The sequence below is a fragment of the Anaerotignum lactatifermentans genome (assembly GCF_014982935.1).
In the GTDB taxonomy this organism is placed as follows: Bacteria; Bacillota; Clostridia; order Lachnospirales; family Anaerotignaceae; genus Anaerotignum; species Anaerotignum lactatifermentans.
Map to the genome: position 1 here is coordinate 1 of NZ_JADCKK010000056.1, position 17,780 is coordinate 17,780.

The following is a 17,780-nucleotide window of genomic DNA, read 5'->3' on the forward strand; positions in this document are numbered from 1 at the left end:
ATAAGTGATAGACGGTATCTCATATCTTGTGTTATACTTGCCATGCGAGGATGCTCCTTTATGTATTTTTGTTTTGTGGTGATTCAAATATAACACAAAGTGAGCCTATCCTCGCTTTTTAAATATTTAGTTGTAACACATGTATTGTAATCCTACACTCCTTGAAAACAGGAAATACTTTTTATCTGATTTAAGCAGAATACTGGTAAATGGATTTATTTTATTCTTTTCTTTTATAAAACAATACTATATTATCATGTTCTTTTCTTAATTACATACTTTGTTCAAAGCTCTTTTTGTCCATGTTATTATCATTCTTATTACAAACTTTCCTACAAGCATCGCTTTACTTTAGTTAATTTTCCTTTGAAATTGCCTCTATTATTTTTTACCTATATGGCAATTTTTCTTCTGAAATGAAGCAACAAAAAACATATTTCTTAATCTGATACAAGACAAGATTTGCAAAATAATTAACAATGATAATACTCATCTTCCTCCCTATCATCATAGGCGAAATCAGAACTGAATTAGTCTCTTTCTTGATCTTTTTGAGCTTCTTTTCCTACAACTTCTTGTAGAGGAAGAATCTAAAAACCAACGAAAAGCAACATCAAAAGCACAACCGACAGGAAATTCACTTTTGATCCGGTTTGTATTTCGTCTTTGAAATTTCTAGTTTGAAGGTAGATTCATACTACACTCACTCGATAGGAGGTGAACCCACTTTTTCTCAGTTTCGCTGGCATAAATAAATACCACGATAAAAACATAAAATCAGCGTCTTACAGACTACACGAGGTCACTTAGATTGAATCTAGTACCAATTCTGGTAACCGATGCAAAACAATTCAGAATACTGAGTAGGAGTCAAATTAGCACACGTAAGTCTAGGCATTCTCTCTCGGCATCTATACTCCAGATTTTCAGCCTTGACATCTTACTCAGCTTTTTTCAAGTTTTTTTACTTTTCCCTCAGTTTTCCTAGTTTTGCACCTTGACTTCTCCTTATATATTATTTAAGTTATCTAATGGATGACTATAACCCCATTTACTTTATGATATTTTTTGCATTTGATTTATTCTCCTTTTTTTCATATATTGATAACGTATAATAAATTTCTCAAAAATAAAATTTCATAATAATAAAGACATAGCCTACAGCCGTTTAGTAGAATTAAGTCACCACAACAAAACCCATCAAAGGAGGCTATAGAACCATGTCTGATAAAATTATACAGCTAAATGAAGACTTAATAAAGCATGATTTAAAAGATCTTGTCCGTAGTAGTGTCGAAGAAACCTTAACCTATATGGATTTTCCTACGCAGCATTGGACTCGGATTCGAACAAACAACACCATTGAGCGCCTCAACCGTGAGATCAAACGCCGAACAAAAGCAATCAGCGCTTTCCCCGATGGGCAGAGTGCTCTGATACTCGTATGTGCCAGACTGCGCCATGTAGCAGCAACGAACTGGGGAGCCAGACGTTACATGAACATGGATCACCCTTTCAAAGCATAGGATGATCTGCAGTCTGATATCATAGCCGGTTGACTGCCGGCTACCAAATGGCTAGATTTGTTTTTGCGAAAGAACCTTGACGCTATCCTTGAATTCTGGTGTATATCGTTTGTTTGCTACTCCTTTTGGCATAAAAATCATCCCTCTTGTTTTCAGTATATCATACTGTCTAACAAATGGGATGCAGTTCACATCAAAACGTTTATCATTTAATATTTTCTGTAACAATTCCATATCTTCTTTCAAATGCGGTTTTAACATTTCCACGACTTGATAAGGTGTTTTATGCTTATATGCTTATATCCTTCTATGCTTTCTCCGAACATATCCATGCTGTATAAATCATCATAGTGGTCTAAAAATTTTTTGAAATTTCAAATACTGGATAAACTCTTAGACATGGTAAAAATCAGACGCTTGTATATTCTCTCTACTGATATAGTCTGTGATATTTCTGCGACTGTTCTAACTTAATATATCAACTATAAAAAAGAAGTAGAAAACCCAACTTTCTACTTCTAATCCGCTAATATTGAAATTAGAAATTCAATACATCCTTTATCATCTTTCTGACAATTTTATCCAAATGATCTAAGCGCCAATCTGGGAGATTATATTTGGGATGTTTCTGAAATTCAAAATCCAACAAATCTATAAGCACTTTTCTTGTATCACTTGTTAGGCACATAGCAGCACTTCTAACCCATGAGTCTGCTAGTCTAGGTCCTCTCTGCTCCAGATAGTTATCTATATTTTCGAATTGTTCTTCCTCTGCATATGGTAGTAAAGAAAGATTGTGATCAAAAAGCGGTGCCATATCCACAATTTCCTGGGTTCTGTTATTTACAATAAATCCAAAATTGTTTTTGTGCCTGTCTTCGTTTAATATAACAGCATCAATAACAAACATTCTTTTTGCCTTTTCTTCCAAACCATATTTAGACATATTCTGTAATACCTGTCGTAAAGTTGTATTACCTTTATCTATTGCAGCATATGGAAGAAATCCATATTCCTCTGATGTAAATATAGGACATATCGAGCATATCCTTCCACCTACACTACGTAAATCATAAGGAACAAATTCACTTGTAAAAGCTTTTATGATCTGTGTTGCGTAGAATTCTGAATAAGGCTCTAGTCCAGCATTTCTCGCTCCACTACTTCCTCGCTTTAGCAACTTTATATTTTCACGCTCTCTTATCCAACATTTAGCGAAACTCCCATCGGTACCATACTCAGGACTTGTGGTAGATAATTCTCTTCCATGCAGCCCGCCCTCAAAAGCTGTTTTAGCTATAACCTCATTAAAATCATGAGTATATAATGAGACATCTTTCCATGTTAGATTGCTATTTGTTGGCTTAACCCAAAAAGTATCAATCAGAGAAAGAGCATGCGATATTTGCAAAAACCCCAATATGGTATCGCAACCGCTCAAACGCAATAGTTCTTGAATATTTTCTCTGTGCTTTGGAGCACGCCTGCTGGAAATAAACGTTTCTAAATTATCAATCCAATCAGGTGCGTTCCAAAACACCTCGTCAACTGTTATGGTGTCAAACTTTTCATCAACATGAAAAGTTGCTAGGACTTCATCTTTATTTAGCAAGACGAAATGGTGGTCAGTATCATATAGAAGTTTATTCATACAAATCACCTCAAAATTTTATTGTTTTTTCATTGAAAATACAGTGGTCTTAATCCTGTTGACTCAGACAACAATTTTTGCTCTAAGCATAGCTGGCAAAATCATCTATCTTATCTCTAAAAACAGGATATATCCCCTTGGGATATTAAGAATTTTACGCATATGTTGTACTCACCGTAATTCTCTCATGTATTATAGAACAAACTATAGAAATTACTTTCTCCTTAGGTATCTATTCAAAAGACATAGGTTTGAGTATTTGATTATATTGGCTGCTAAAATCATTTTTCAACTCTTCGATTGCCATTTGGGCATCATATGTGTGGTATCCTAACCAACAGTAATTCATAGTTTTTCCATCAGCAATTCTGAAAATTTCTTTACTGGATTCTCCAGTGTAATAATGCCAATAGCGATAGATATAACCTATCCAATAAAGCACTTCCTTATCATAAGTTTTCCCGTAATCTAATTTTACTTCATCCTCTAATTCTTCTAAGATATATTCTTCTCCCGCCCACTGCAAACGATCATATAGAGAATCTAATGATTCAGCCACTTTGCTCTGCATAAAGGCACGGATAAAATTCTCAGACGAATATCCCTTCTTCAAACTTAACTCAAATAGTTTTCCTTGTATATTACAAAGTTGGAGTTCATAACTTTCTAGTTTCATTTTCATTAGCCTCCTCAGACAAGATTTCATCAAAGAATAATCCTGTTCTTCGATTCTTTTTGCATATATCGTTAGCGAGGTTAATTCCTTCTTTTCTTTGTTGGCTGCTTTTTTCTACCATATATTGACGCTCTTGCTTAGAGAGTTTCATTTTGTCAATTACTTTTATTTGGCTGCACGCTTTTTCTGTAAGAGCAACAAATTGCCTTCCAAGATTCAGTGCCGACAGGCTTTGTATCAACGCTCGATCTGTAATCTGTCCTTCAAAGAATTGTTCCAATACATAGAACATTCTGTCATTGGCAATATATCCTATTACCATATCATAGCCTCTGGTCATATTTTGGTATTTTTTAAATAGTTCAGAATCTTCATAACCCTCCATTTTACCCCTATGATATGCAACTAAAAGTGCCCAGTCTAAATCAATATCTACTTCAAGGACCTTTAGACCAGACAGATCTACATTTAAGATATAAAAAATCGCATCATCATTGTTGCAGATCAAGGTGAGTGGCTGAAGGAATGTTTCTCCCATATAGAAACCACTTCCAAAGTCACAACGTATACGGCTTATTGGCTTGATATCACCGCTAATACCACCTTTAGAACCATGGTATAGAATTAGAGAGTTTTTATTATACTTATGATTATTTCGATAGTTTGCAATGATTCTATCAATTTTTTCTTTTATTATATTTTCCATAAAAACCTCCAAATCTATCATTTAGTTAATTATATATCTTTCCTTGTAGTGTGCAAACAAAATATAAAATAGATAATATGTAGAATATAAGAGAAGAAAAAGGTACGTCAATCGAGTAACATCTGCTTGTTTTCCAACCTTTAGCGCATAAAATCTTTGCCCTCCTAGGCAAGCAGATCGACACCTACCGCAAACTGAAACCTGTCTATGACCGATACAAGGCATCAAAGGACAAGGAAAAATTCCTGCGTGGGTTTGAAAGCGAGATCATCTTGTTTGAGGCGGCAGCCTGGGAGATAAAGAAGGTCGGACTCACAAAACTGCCTTCGGCCGAAAAGCTGAAAGCGAAGTTAGATGGACTCGCCGCCCGCGAGACCGCTCTGCAAGAGGAGCTTCGGAAAATACAGCGGGAGGAAAAGGAATACGATGCGCTTCAGCAGAATGTTAACAGCCTTTTGAAAAAGTTAAAAAAAAAGAAAATAAACTAGAATTAACATGAGGCTGCCCCAAATATTCTGTGAGGGTTCCATTTGGTTTTACTTTATTTTTAAATAGTGAGGTTCAATTTTTTCCAAGAATGCCGTATCTTGTTCTTCCCGAATACTTAGAGCTGTCAGATCAATGGGTAAATCAATTGTTTCCCCTAACTTCTCCGTAACCTTTTTTAACGAATCTTCTATTTCTTGTGAGTATTTTGTATAGATAATTAATATATCTATATCATGATGAATAAGATTAGGATTTATTGCAGAGCCAAACAAATATGCGGATTCAAATGGATCAAAGAGTGAGATTTGTTCTTTGATAAGTTCTAAGATGTTATTCTTTGATTTCATGAATATATCTGTAAAAATCATCCATCGTCAATAAGGTTACTTCCATTTTTTCAGCCAGAGAATATGCTTGATGTGTAATACAACTTTCTCCATTCCAGTTATGCAGATTTACAATGACAGTATTTTCTTCAGGCGTTAGTTGTCTTAGGAAGGCTTCACTTAAACAATATTCATAAATAAAAATCATCTTCCGACCCTGTATGAATATTTCTCTTAAATTTGTATTAGTCAAAAACTCAAATTCGATTTTTCGTGACCGAATGTATTTCAATGCAAAATTTAGACTTTCCAAACGAACGTTTGCATTTCTAAAGCACTTATAATCGTGGTACATTTGCCTCAATTGAGGAGTATCATCTAAAAAGATAGAATTTATTGCTCCATTTTCATTAACATAGATACATGGGTGTTCCACACCTAGAACTATTCCCTCAAACTTATCTTCATCAATTAATTTTCCAATTAGAAGTTCCAAAGACTCTGTGGATGGAATGATAGATTCGTTAACAGGAACTACGCCAAACATCGAATCAATTTCCGGAGGGAAAAGAATCTTTCTAGTTTTTTCGGCATCATCACGAGTTATTTCGAATTCTTCCACATGAGCAATAAACTGTCGAATATATTCTAAGTTTGAATATTCTTTAGTATTATTACTCTGAAATAAGCCTAAATTTGCAGAGAATAAAAGTTTAAGTTTTTTGTTATTTTGTAAGACCTTAACTTCAAATTTGTCCCAGAGAGCTTTGTTTTCCTGCAAATAATAGTTTTCATATATAGATTTATTTTCTTCAAGCAAAGGTGCTACTTCTTTTTTAAGTTCCTCAAAATTCATAAATTTTTTGCTAAACAGTCTCTCAACTTCTTCTCTTCTGATTTTCTTCCAGCCTAAAACTTCTTCAGGCGTAAATGCATGGTTTTTATCAAAATTTGTGTGACAGTTTGGGCATAATAAAACCAAATTTTCAAATGTATTGTCTGCCGTTTCACAGTAGGGGTCAATATGTGCTTTTTCAATGATATCTCCATTTTCGCAAAATAAATCCTGCTGACATGCCGGGTTCATGCACCTACCCATTGATTCTGCATATAATCTTTTTTTTACAACTTCGGCTATATATCTGCTACTCATGGAAAGCTCTCCTTTGCTTACTATTTTATTGTCATTGTATTGGACACCATATAAAAACATCTATATCGCATTAATGGCATGACAGAACTACTTGTATATAGAACTGGCGAATCAAATTTTGTAATTTGCTGGTAAACTAATTATATCAGAAGTTCTTATTTTTACAACAAAAAAGGAGCACCGCTACCAAACCACTTTGATCCGATGACGGCGCTCCTATATTGCCTAAAGGTAAAATTCAGCATTTTTGCTATGCAGAAACAAACAGCCTCTCCACATGGGAAATCATACTGCCCCTACACTGGAAAACCGCCACAGCCGGTTTCTTTGCCCATTTTGAACCCTAATTCCCACACTTTTTGGTGCGGCGGGAAAGATAGTGCGGACAGGACACCACCACTGCCCGGAAGCTCTGCTTGCAGGGATGGATGCATCCTTTGCAGAGCTTGTTATACTGACGCCTCACGTTCTCGCCCAGGAAGAACGCCCATTCCAGACGCCATTTCTTGCTCCGGCTCATAGGTCGCCCAGCTCCGGGGGGCTTCTTCTACAGGGCAGGCTTGTCCGGGTCTTTCCGCTCCCCACACTCCCGTTTCGCATCCTCCATCCGCTCCCGGATGGAAGGCTTTCTCTCTGGCGTGGTCCTGCGCGCCTCGGCCTGGGCTTTCTCCAATTCTTCACCACGGCGGCCGTTGTTGATGATCCCGTCGATCATCCCATAGTCGTCCTCCAAGGTCATTTCCGCCGTGTGCAGCGAGTTTTCCGGCTCCACAGGGACGGACACAATTTGCCCGTTGATGCTGGCGAACAGTTCCGACCGCTTGAATTGTTCGGTGTACTTCTGGATCATGTCCGAGGGCAGGGACGCGAAACTCTCCGGTCCCAGGCCCACCACTAGGAAGGTGCCCACCACAATGTCGTAAATCTCCCCATGTTCGTCCCGGAGGGAACGGTTCAGGTCCAGACCGATGAGCTTTCCTTCATCGTTCAGGACCAGCCCCGCCGGATCGTCAAAGGGATAGGAAGCGGCAATATCGCCGCCCACCTCCACTTGTAGCGCATGGAGGTCGGGGGTGATCTCCTTCACATAGGGCTCCTTCATGGGCTCCACCACCAGAACAGTCAGCTTCTCCGGTGCGGTATGTTCGGAGGTGTTTCCGTTGGGGATGGCAAAGGCGCGACTTCCGTTAGCCATGATAAGATACTTCCCGTCCTCCGTCTCGTGGTGGAAACCGTATCCGGCCGCCTGGAACCGCTCATATTCATCCTGGTTCATGCAGTCCAGCTTGGAGGTCAGGTGGTTCAGTTCGTCAAGGTTTGCGTACTCGCCCAGCAGGTCATAGAGCCCGTCCACATAGCAATCGTAGTCCGTGATGAACCATTCCTCATAGGTCTGCTCGAAGTCATCCTTCGCGCCGATGCCAATGCGCTCAAAGACCTTTTTCAGTTCCTCCAGCGTGGTTGGAAACTTCACCCATTCGCCCACAAGGGCGCCCTCGTTGTACTTGCCCAGGTTGGTGATGCAGGCGGCAAAGGGATAATCTTTGTCATAGTCATAATGGGGCATAGCGACACCTCCTTATCGCTCCGGCGCAGGCTTTTCCCGATGGGGCTACACCTTACTTTGATTGGCACATTCCTTCCTGCTCTGTTCCAGCCGTTCCTTGATGGAGGGCTTTTTCTCTTTCTGCAGGTTCTTTGCGGAGAACTCACGAAAAGCTGCCTTGATGACGTCGGCATCCCGCCCCTTGAAGAACACCAGGTAGCGGGGTATCTCGCCGCTGGTATCCTTTTTCAGTGTGAAGTCAATGCCGTATTTCTTGGCGGTTGCGGAAAAGACCCGGATGTTCTGGTGGGTGATCTCGATGTTGGAAACACTGGTGTTGTGCTTCATAAGCTGCCGGAGGGTCTGCTTTCCATGGTGCAACTTGGCCTTGTAGCCGGTCACTCCTTTTTGCATCTCGTCCAGCACTTTTTTCATAGCCTGTTGCAGCATCCCGGCGGAGAGCTTGGTGGTCTCCACACAGAGGGCAACGGTGCGCTGTGTGACTTCTTCCTGCGTGACCTATCATCTTCTTTCTCTGCTGCCGTAGAGGTCGTGGTTCACCAGGGACGCATAGTAGCTGTCGATGGTGGCCGGAGCGTTATACAGGGTAGCCAGCAGATATTTCTTGATATTGTGGACATAGGTGGTGTTCTCCCGCATACGGTCCAACACATACTCGATGTGGGAACTGTTCAGCTTCAGAAACCGAGATTTGACCACTTCTGCCGGATAGTCGTCCCCGGCAATGCAGATCGTCTCCCTGCGGGAACAGACAGTATCCACCATGAGCTCCACCAGCTCATTCAGCATATCCCGCTCCATCCGGTCATCCCGGCATAGATAGTCATACTCGATATTCTCCAAAATCAGCTCCCGATAACTCTCTCGCTCCCACATCCAGTCCCGTCCGGTCCGTTTGACCCCTGCGGGGGCTTGTGGGCTTGATTGGATAGGATTTGATCCTTCCGTACCTTTTGAATCAGTATTTTGTTCTTCAGGATTTCTTTTCTCTTTATTTAATTGTGGCTGGTTTTCCAGACATGGATTACCCATATCCGAGTTTTCCGTATCTGGCTCGTCCTCACACGGCTGGCCCGTGTCCGGGGGATGGGGCGTCTCATAGATGACATACTCCACATCCACGATCTTGCCTTTGCTGTCCCGCAGACGGTTGCGGACTATGTACCCGACGTGCTCCAGTTCCTTCAGAGCTGATCCAATGCTGTCCGTGCCCTCCTTGCAGATTTTGCAAGATCCCTGGTGGTGTAGTTCCAGTCCTCCAGCAAGGACAGCATCATGGTGAGCAGCCCTTTGGATTTCAGCGACAACCCCGCGTTTCGCAGGTGATGGTTGGATATCACCGTATAGTCACAGGTTTTCTCAATGCAAAATACCGCCATCATATCACCTCCTTTCGGCGGTCTGAAAAAGTGTTAATTTTTAGAGAAAAGGCGGCCTCTATGCCGTTTGGATAGCTTGGAGGGAAAACCTATGGGCGGCAGTATTGGGGCTGGTTGTAGAAGTAAAAAACATAGGATTTTCGGTCTCTTTCGGTGTGGTCAAAAAAGATAAGCCAACCTTTGTTTATCAGTACAAAGATAAAGCTAAACAATAAATGCAAAAGCTATGAGTGGTATTTTCACTCATAGCTTTTGCATCATGTTCATGATATTCACTTACATTCTGTCTGAGTTTCTCAAGTGAAAAGCACATTGAATCTGAATGTTATTCATGTTACCATAATAGCGATTCCAAAATTAGAATGCCTGTATCATGACTAAGATAACAGATGTTAAACAACAAAATATTCTAAAAATTCCAAATTTCAGCGCACATATATAGACAAAAGGAGGAATTGGCATGACAACAGATAATACGCATGGGTTTAGAAAAGCTGTAACAATTTTTATTGATATTCTTGGTTCGCAAGATAGAGAGAACTTTGATGAATGGTATAAGATAATGAGGATTTTCGCTGATACCATAACGCGTGAAAAATCGTATGATGCAGCTCATCCGCACACGGTTTATAAGAGAGAAATACATGTATTTTCAGACTGTGCATATATCATTTATGACTATAAATTAGGTATTGAAGAATGTCGAAAAAACGATGATGAGCTCATGTGTATCGCTTGTTATAATACTGAAAAAGTGCTGTCGGAATTCCTTCGCAACGGTTTTCTTATCAGAGGTTCACTTACATTTGATGATATTTATTATGATCCGGATCATAATATTTGGTTTGGACCGGCAATGAATCGATCTTACTATTTAGAAAGTAAAGTGGCCAAGTATCCACGTGTTATAATTGATCCCCGATTTGCAGATAGACTCGCAGAATATAATAACAAAAAATACGGAAGTTGTGAAATAAATGGTAGTATTCTAAAAAAAGATGAGGATGGTCTTTATTATATCCACTATTTAAATAGTTACCAATTAGGTTTTAATCGTATAGAAAACTTAGACCTCGAGGATAATGTTCTGTCTTTGTGTCGAGCAGAATTATTAAAAAATAGAGTGACACCTGAATTACAGAAATCGATAAATGAAAAATACGAATGGCTTAAAAAATATATTTTAGATTCGAGACCGTATGATGACCTTTTTATAGAATTTGGTAATGAATCTAACTGAAGGACATTAACAGATTATTGTTTCTTTTTAGAATTCATATAGCCTCGCTTGATTATTGTAGGACAGCTTTGGCTGAATTCAAATCATAAGGGGTCCTCAGGAATTCAATCTGAGGACCTCTTATGATCATTCAATTTTGTCGTCCAGTCCCTCCATCTTCAGCCACTCCCTCAAAGGACTTCCTAGAGATGCAGATCATGTTGCGATGCAGATCGTCTTGAACAATCCGGAGTTGGCGAGTTTATGGACCGTAGCGCAGCCGATACCGAGAATGGTTGCGATGTCATTCACGGTGTATGTTCTGCTTTGGGGCGTTCCTTTTTCGTTGGGTGTGTTGGTGCTCATAAGATTATCCTCCATCTGTACTAATAGCATTTTGAAATAGCCCCTGGAAGCCCTCTGTCTCAAAGGGTTCCTGCTAATACCTTGCTAATACGACATTTGAAAAGCCGTTGTAAGGTAGCATATTTTAGGGGAATTTGTGCAAATTGACCTGCCTCCAGGCAGCACAATTTACGAAGAAATAACACGGGAAGATATGATATGAACAATTTACGAAATGGTACGACGTACTCCTAAGCGGAAGGACTGTCGTTCGAATCCATTCTGATTAGCAAAAATTTTATCAGGAAATCTTGAAACCAAGAGCGCCGGAAAATCTCCGGCGCTCTTGATTATTTGATTGGGAAACTACAACGCTTCATAAAACTCTTTTTGAAAATTCTGCGCACACTCTTTTCGGCAGGAGTCAATAACATGTCCGTACCGTTCGGTAATCATTTCGGCTTGGGCGTGTCCGGAATCTCCTTGCACCGCCTTGATATTTCCGCCGGTCAGAATCAATTTATATGTGATGCTGCTGTGGCGCAGGCTGTGAAAGGTTACTTTGGGAAGACCTAATGCAAGAAGCTGCTTTTCCAGCATTCTTGGGAGTGCCTCTTCTTGCAATGGTCTGCCTGAAGAATACCGAAGGATCAGATCCGGTACATTCTTTCCACAAGGACTCTGCTCCTTTTTCCAGTCCCGAAACAGGTCCATTACATAAGGCGGTAGGTAAACGGTACGGATACTGGATCGGGTTTTCGGACGCTTCAAAACAATCACTGTTCGTCCCGCATCAAACACGGCAGGAAATTGATAGAGAATATCGTTCCGGTCCAACGCTTGAATTGCGTCCTTCCGCACTCGTTTCAGCGTTTTATTGATGAAAATAGTGCCGTTTTTGAAATCTACATCATTCCAAGTCAACGCCAGGATCTCGCCTTTACGCAGAGATCCTGCAAATGCGAGATGAACTGCAATCCCAAGTAGCGAAAATCCGCTGCTCTGCAATAACTTCTTGATTTCTTCGTTGGACAACATTTCCATTGGACAAGGAAATGATTTTGGAAGTGTCGCTTTATGAAATGGATTTCGGTCTACGTATTCCCAAAGCACCGCTTGCTCAAATGCGCTATGCAGTAATTTATGGACAGAGGACAGTATTTGAGGTGTCATGTTTTGCTGATTTCTCATCTTGCTGTACAGTGCAGCAATCGTTTTAGGGCTGAATTCTGTCAGCTTCATGTCTCCGAAAGCCGGCAGAATATGGTTTTGAATTAGAGCCACATGATTGGTATACGTGGAATAGGACCAATGAGCCCGTCCATAAAGCTCTATATACTCCTCAAGAAGCTCCGCCAGATTGTCGGCATGGCTCTGTAACCTTTCCTTCTGTTTTGCTTGTACGAGTTCAACTTGTTCTTTTCGATGCAGCGCCGCTTCATAAGAATGATAGGTTTCCCACCGCTGCTTCTTCTTTCCGCCTTCGTATGATGTGTAGACCACACTAAAGCTTTTATTTCGTTTCACAATGGATGCCATGATAAATTCCTCCTTTTCAAAATTTATCATAGCAGTTCTGTATATCAAAAAGGAAAGCATCGCTCAAATACGATACCGTTTTGATTGATGAAATGAGTGATGTGTGGTATAATAAAAATAATGATTGACCCAGTGAGGTGTTACATGAGAAACCAAAAGCCTCCTTTTGAAATTACCAATCAAATGATTGACTATGTGGCGGAAATTGCGGAACTGGTGGGGAAACTATCGGCGGTATCTTCGCTTTCCGCCAATCCGACGCTGCGGCGCAGCAATCGGATTAGAACCATCCATGGGTCTCTAGCCATCGAGCAGAATGCCCTTTCTTTGGAGCAGGTGACTGCTGTGTTGAATGGTAAGCATGTCCTGGCTCCACCCAAGGATATTGCCGAGGTCAAGAACGCCTACGAGATTTACGAGCGGCTTGATGAACTCGATCCTTATTCGGTGGAAGATCTGCTGACTGCCCACGGCATTATGACTCGAGGCTTAGTAGAGGAATCCGGAATATTCCGAACACGACCTGTGGGCGTGGTAGACAACGAAGAGCATGTCCTGCATTTTGGCACGCTTCCACAGTATGTCCCGGATCTGGTCATGGAGTTGCTGGATTGGGCAAAGACCAGTGAGGTACACATGCTGATCCGCAGCTGTGTGTTCCACTATGAACTGGAACTGATCCATCCCTTTGCCGATGGAAATGGGCGTGTGGGGCGACTGTGGCACACACTGCTGCTTTCCAAGTGGAATTCAGCGTTTGCCTGGCTCCCGGTAGAGTCTATCATCCATGACCGGCAACAGGAGTATTACGAAGCCATCAATACCTCCAATGACGCGGGAGAACCTACGCTATTTATCGAGTTTATGCTCTCAGCCATCAAAGCATCGCTTGTAGAAGTGATTAACACAAGCAGAGGAATGAGCGATGGTAAGATGGATAAGGTCACACTCCGTTGGAACAAAATTCAGGAGTATCTCAAAACTCACGACTATATCATGAACGCCGATGTTCGAGAATTGTGCGGGGTGTCGGCGGCTACAGCAAATCGGATTCTTACGAACTTAGCAACCAAAAATAAAATCAAGAAATACCATGAAAACGGGCATTGGATCTATAGAATAGATTAGAAAAACCGTTATTTACCAAGAAAGGGGATTAATATGAAAATTCCTGTTGATATCCAAATTGATTTTCTTTGGGGTGAACAACATTTCAAGAAAGATGATTGGGGACCAATCACCTATATTGTAGGTGCTAATGGAACTGGTAAAAGCATATTTGCCGAGAAATTAAAACAACAACTTGGGCAAAATGGGCTTAAAGTGAGATATTTTAGCGCAGATCGTATTGCCAATTTGGCGGGTAAGTGGGATGCAATTGGTGGACAATTTGCTTATGACAAATTGAGTAAGGGCCTCGATATCGATAGTTTTGATACATATAGAGTAAAAGCAGAGCAACTTGGACAAAGCGTTGATGCTCTAATTGAACTCAAAGACAAACTTGACCTTCAAATTAAAGTTGAAAGTATACTGTCTGATATTTTCAAAAAAGAACTCATATTTCATGAAAATGCAGGATTTCTTAATGTTTTAGTTTCCGATAAAAAAACGGATACACCTTATGACCTAAAAAAGAGCGAAAGCCACGGCCTTAAAGAAATCATCACTCTATTAACTTTTATCTATAACGATGACTATAATTGCATTATACTTGATGAACCCGAACTTAATCTTCATCCCCAATTTCAACAATTTATTTTGCAGGAAATAAAAAAGAATGCTGGAGATATTAAAAGTGGGAAGAAGATTTTTATCATTTTAACTCATTCCCCATATATGCTGGATATCAACAACTCCGATGATTTGTTGAATTATATTGTGTTTCACAAAGAGGTAATACCTTCTTTCATTTCTAGTTATGAATTTGATACATATCAATTAGAACGTCTTAATCGTCTTTTAATGCGAATTAACACAAATCATAAAACTTTATTTTTTGCATCTTCTCCGGTATTTGTAGAAGGTTACATTGATCAACAATTATTAAACCTTATTGAGTATAAGCGTGATATTCCTTTAGGGGCAGAGGGAGTATCCATTATTGATGTCGGTGGCAAAGATGAAGTAGACATCATGTTTACTTTATGCCAGAAATTAGGAATCTCTGCAAAAGCTATTGTTGACCTTGATGCTTTATTCGAAGGGAAAATACGACAAACAATTGCAAACCTTCCTGAGTCTAGCAAATATCTTGCTGAACAAGGACAGAAAGAACTCATGGCTATTATCGGAGAGTTGCAGACATTATCGGGCGAAATTGCTGATTTCCTTATAACTTTTGACCTTTCATCTTTGAATAATCCTTCTTCTGAATTTTCCGATTTTCTTGCCACTCTCAAGAAAGTTCATGGAGAACATGCATTAAAAATCAAAAGAAGGTTAACTTTTCTCGCGGTTCAAAGAATATCAGATGAAATCTCCCAATATATTAATGACGCTTATAGAATTAAACTTTCACGAGCAAAAGCTTTGGCAACATATGCTATTAACTGCTTTGAATTATCCAATGTCTATGTTCTAGCAAAAGGGGAAATTGAGAACTATTATTCTACTTATATTGGAAATCAATATGTAATTGCCGATAGCAATAAAACAGATTACTTTTTAGCGGAATACGACTGTATAAGTGCGCTCCCTCAAGAACAATTATTGGCAAAATATCCAGACCTTGTTGAATTGCTCGATAAACTATGCCCTATAACAACTGTTGATATTAAGCGCATGGTAGCAATTAAACTTAGCGATTGGATACATGCTGTACAAAGTTTGTTCCGCATAAATAATTCTATTACAAAGGAAACTATTGAAACACACCCTAAAACCCAATGGAACGCATATAAACGAATTATTGATCTTATTGATTTTGTCTCTGATCAGAAGACAAACACTTTCGTTTGTAGATTTCAAATAAAGTCACGATTGCTTAAAAATTGTGATACTATCTATGAGTTTACACAGGATACCGTTCCTGCGCGGTTTTTATTATAACAATGAACAGCCGCTTATCTTCCTAAATTTTTTGTCGTTTACAATAAGCGCGAAGCTACCCAAGTCACGCACGAAGCCCGGAAAACCTGTCTACATCAGGCTTTCCGGGCTTCGTTTACATTAGTGGCGCTCTGATACTAACCTGTCCGAAATAACAATGTAATCCGAAAATTGGCGGAATATGTGATTCTTGAAATCAATACGGCAGGCAAAAAAGAAGTGTTACTATTCAGATCAGCAATAACAAAATCTCTAAATACTGGTTATCTGCCTTAAATAAACTAACAATTGCGAATTAAAAGCTATCCTGATCTTTTATATTAGATCAACGAAGCCATTGTCAATTTATCAGACGCCATATAAAAAAACTTTTATGACCCTTGACTAGGTAACAGAAAATAGATACCCCCATATCCTAATTCCATGCAACGCTAGAAGGATAACTAAAATGCTATATCTCCGATTTTCAAATTTTCAACAGCTATTCGGAAGGTAATATACATCATCAATACCATAGAATCACTAATTCCTACATATCAAAGATTAAATTTTTTCCAAGCGATACTACTTTGTTAAAGACCGTATATCGACTAATTTGAAGCCATAGAAAATACCATCCATAACTAGACGTAAGTCTATGGTAAACCGAGTATTATGTAGGAAAATCGACATCCAGAATAAATCAATATCTTAATCAGCACTTTGCTTTGAAAAACTAGCTTCACCATCCCATTTCTTTTGGGTGTTTGGTTAAAACCGGTAAAAAACTGCCTATTATTAACCTACCATCCCTTAATAGTATATAGAAATTAGATGATACTAGTTTCTATATTTTCTTCTCATTTTATTTTCATACGAAAACCTTTAAAATTGGCTTTTTAATACGTTTCTAAAAACTCATTCTAAAATCATATCTGGTAATTAATACACAAAAATATTTAATTTATCTCTAAAAGCAGCTAAGGTACAAAAAGCCAGAATGAATCAAACATTTTTGTGTTTATCATTCTGGCTTATCTACTTCTGGTAACATATGCCCTTTTTGAAAAGAAAATTTCAAATAATCTTGATTACTATAACATTTATTTGAATTAAAATTTGAAATCTCATCGCTGATAAAAGAAGAAAAAACATCTCGTATCCCCTGCGCATAGTTATCTTCGTAAAGGGATAATACTAAATTCTGATAAACTCTTCCAATATCAGTTTCTGACGGAACTCGATATCTGCATTCCTTTACCGTATCAAAAGACCCCTCCGAAATATGATAATCTTCAATCACTTCATCCGAAACCTGTTCTAAACTTAAGCAGTGATTCATGGGCGCCGCTTCCAACTGATACAAAATATCGCTAATTGTAAAATGCTTCACTACGTCCTGACGGTGATTTTTTGTTTTTCTTGCAATATATTCAATCAATGTACAGACATAAAATACATCATCTTGTAAGTATTGCTCTTTCATTTTACCACTCCTTTTATATCAGAAATATTATGTATATGTTAGACATAATTATATCGAATAAATAATCTACCTTCAACTATCTCCGTTCAGTTCTGTAGCCCCATTATTGTCTGTTCACCCTTCATGAATGCCAAATAACTTCCTATACTTTAACATAATTGTCAATACAAATCATGTACTTATAAAGAGCCATATCATTTAGATTGATATACAATTTATTTTATTACAGATAAAAATTTACTTTCAGCATCTTTTTACCGTTTCTCAGTACCCCATATTGCAAAATACTTTTTCACTTTTCTCTACAGTATGACAATATGTAGTTTTGGCACATGGATCCTTTTCATCCGATACATAAATACAAAAACGCTTTTTATCCTTAAACCGTCTATCTGTTTTTTCAACAGACAAAAATCAATCATTACAAGTTCAGATTAAACAAAGACAAAACTATTTACTAAAAAAGAAATGAACTGCACCCCATTTGTTAGACAGTATGATATACTGAATAACAAGTGGGGTGATTTTTATGCCAAAAGGAGTACCAAATAAACGATATATACCAGAATTCAAGCAACTGGTGGTAGAAACGATGCGGGAAGAAGGTCTAAGTCTCAGTGAAACCATGAGAAGATTTAATATCAACTGTCTCGGTATTATTAAGCGCTGGGAGCGCATCTATCTTGAG

At 39.0% G+C, this 17,780-nt stretch carries 14 protein-coding genes and 5 pseudogenes; 6 read left to right on the forward strand and 13 right to left on the reverse strand.

The window, feature by feature from the left end; all coding sequences use genetic code 11:
- Positions 1 to 1,280 precede the first annotated feature (1,280 nt).
- Positions 1,281 to 1,526 (forward strand): annotated as a pseudogene (locus tag INF29_RS11560) (transposase); the annotation flags it as partial.
- A gap of 538 nt (positions 1,527 to 2,064) precedes the next feature.
- Here the strand turns inward: INF29_RS11560 and INF29_RS11565 are convergent.
- The 3 genes from INF29_RS11565 to INF29_RS11575 form a co-directional block, all read right to left on the reverse strand.
- A complete protein-coding gene (locus INF29_RS11565; protein WP_193486710.1) occupies positions 2,065 to 3,177 on the reverse strand; it encodes a HipA domain-containing protein in 1,113 nt (370 codons plus the stop codon).
- Between the two features lie 232 nt (positions 3,178 to 3,409).
- On the reverse strand, positions 3,410 to 3,853 hold the full coding sequence (locus tag INF29_RS11570) for a hypothetical protein (RefSeq protein ID WP_243184151.1): 444 nt from the start codon (positions 3,851 to 3,853) through the stop codon (positions 3,410 to 3,412).
- Positions 3,834 to 4,559, reverse strand: coding sequence for a DUF3990 domain-containing protein (locus INF29_RS11575; RefSeq protein WP_193486714.1), 726 nt, complete (start codon positions 4,557 to 4,559; stop codon positions 3,834 to 3,836). Before INF29_RS11575 ends, INF29_RS11570 begins: the two co-directional genes overlap by 20 nt.
- A 272-nt stretch (positions 4,560 to 4,831) precedes the next feature.
- Between INF29_RS11575 and INF29_RS11580 the strand changes: the two genes are divergently transcribed.
- Positions 4,832 to 5,047 (forward strand): hypothetical protein, encoded by a 216-nt coding sequence (locus tag INF29_RS11580; protein ID WP_243184152.1) that lies wholly within the window; start codon positions 4,832 to 4,834, stop codon positions 5,045 to 5,047.
- Positions 5,048 to 5,095: 48 nt separating this feature from the next.
- Here the strand turns inward: INF29_RS11580 and INF29_RS11585 are convergent, their stop codons facing one another.
- The 7 genes and pseudogenes from INF29_RS11585 to INF29_RS11610 all read right to left on the reverse strand — a co-directional run bounded on the left by INF29_RS11585 (position 5,096) and on the right by INF29_RS11610 (position 9,473).
- The gene (locus INF29_RS11585; protein WP_193486716.1) at positions 5,096 to 5,395 is read right to left on the reverse strand and encodes a nucleotidyltransferase domain-containing protein; all 300 of its coding nucleotides are present in this window, start codon (positions 5,393 to 5,395) and stop codon (positions 5,096 to 5,098) included.
- Positions 5,379 to 6,527, reverse strand: a complete 1,149-nt coding sequence (locus tag INF29_RS11590; RefSeq protein WP_193486718.1) for an HNH endonuclease signature motif containing protein — start codon at positions 6,525 to 6,527, stop codon at positions 5,379 to 5,381. Before INF29_RS11590 ends, INF29_RS11585 begins: the two co-directional genes overlap by 17 nt.
- Positions 6,528 to 6,870: 343 nt before the next feature.
- A complete protein-coding gene (locus INF29_RS11595; RefSeq protein ID WP_193486720.1) occupies positions 6,871 to 7,047 on the reverse strand; it encodes a hypothetical protein in 177 nt (58 codons plus the stop codon).
- A gap of 27 nt (positions 7,048 to 7,074) precedes the next feature.
- A pseudogene (locus tag INF29_RS15375) lies at positions 7,075 to 7,293 on the reverse strand (DUF4316 domain-containing protein); the annotation flags it as partial.
- Between the two features lie 57 nt (positions 7,294 to 7,350).
- A pseudogene (locus INF29_RS11600) lies at positions 7,351 to 8,094 on the reverse strand (DUF3846 domain-containing protein); the annotation flags it as partial.
- A 45-nt stretch (positions 8,095 to 8,139) separates the two neighbouring features.
- Positions 8,140 to 8,550, reverse strand: a complete 411-nt coding sequence (locus INF29_RS11605; RefSeq protein WP_193486723.1) for a PcfB family protein — start codon at positions 8,548 to 8,550, stop codon at positions 8,140 to 8,142.
- Between the two features lie 45 nt (positions 8,551 to 8,595).
- Positions 8,596 to 9,473, reverse strand: a pseudogene (locus INF29_RS11610) (DUF6017 domain-containing protein).
- Positions 9,474 to 9,933: 460 nt separating this feature from the next.
- On the opposite strand from INF29_RS11610, the gene INF29_RS11615 reads away from it, so the two are divergent.
- Entirely contained in the window at positions 9,934 to 10,713 is a 780-nt protein-coding gene (locus tag INF29_RS11615) for a hypothetical protein (protein ID WP_193486724.1), read from the forward strand.
- A 195-nt stretch (positions 10,714 to 10,908) separates the two neighbouring features.
- Here the strand turns inward: INF29_RS11615 and INF29_RS11620 are convergent, their stop codons facing one another.
- Positions 10,909 to 11,058, reverse strand: coding sequence for a MerR family transcriptional regulator (locus INF29_RS11620; protein WP_193486726.1), 150 nt, complete (start codon positions 11,056 to 11,058; stop codon positions 10,909 to 10,911).
- Positions 11,059 to 11,403: 345 nt separating this feature from the next.
- Positions 11,404 to 12,576: a tyrosine-type recombinase/integrase gene (locus INF29_RS11625; protein ID WP_193486728.1), complete on the reverse strand. Its 1,173-nt coding sequence runs from the start codon at positions 12,574 to 12,576 to the stop codon at positions 11,404 to 11,406.
- Between the two features lie 144 nt (positions 12,577 to 12,720).
- On the opposite strand from INF29_RS11625, the gene INF29_RS11630 reads away from it, so the two are divergent.
- From INF29_RS11630 to INF29_RS15515, 3 genes and pseudogenes are all read left to right on the forward strand, one after another.
- Entirely contained in the window at positions 12,721 to 13,704 is a 984-nt protein-coding gene (locus INF29_RS11630) for a Fic family protein (protein ID WP_193486730.1), read from the forward strand.
- A 33-nt stretch (positions 13,705 to 13,737) separates the two neighbouring features.
- The gene (locus tag INF29_RS11635; RefSeq protein ID WP_193486732.1) at positions 13,738 to 15,627 is read left to right on the forward strand and encodes an ATP-dependent nuclease; all 1,890 of its coding nucleotides are present in this window, start codon (positions 13,738 to 13,740) and stop codon (positions 15,625 to 15,627) included.
- A gap of 144 nt (positions 15,628 to 15,771) precedes the next feature.
- A pseudogene (locus tag INF29_RS15515) lies at positions 15,772 to 16,146 on the forward strand (IS256 family transposase); the annotation flags it as partial.
- 484 nt (positions 16,147 to 16,630) lie between these two features.
- Here the strand turns inward: INF29_RS15515 and INF29_RS11640 are convergent.
- Complete coding sequence (locus tag INF29_RS11640; protein WP_193486734.1) at positions 16,631 to 17,092, reverse strand: hypothetical protein; 462 nt, start codon at positions 17,090 to 17,092, stop codon at positions 16,631 to 16,633.
- Positions 17,093 to 17,780: the final 688 nt, after the last annotated feature.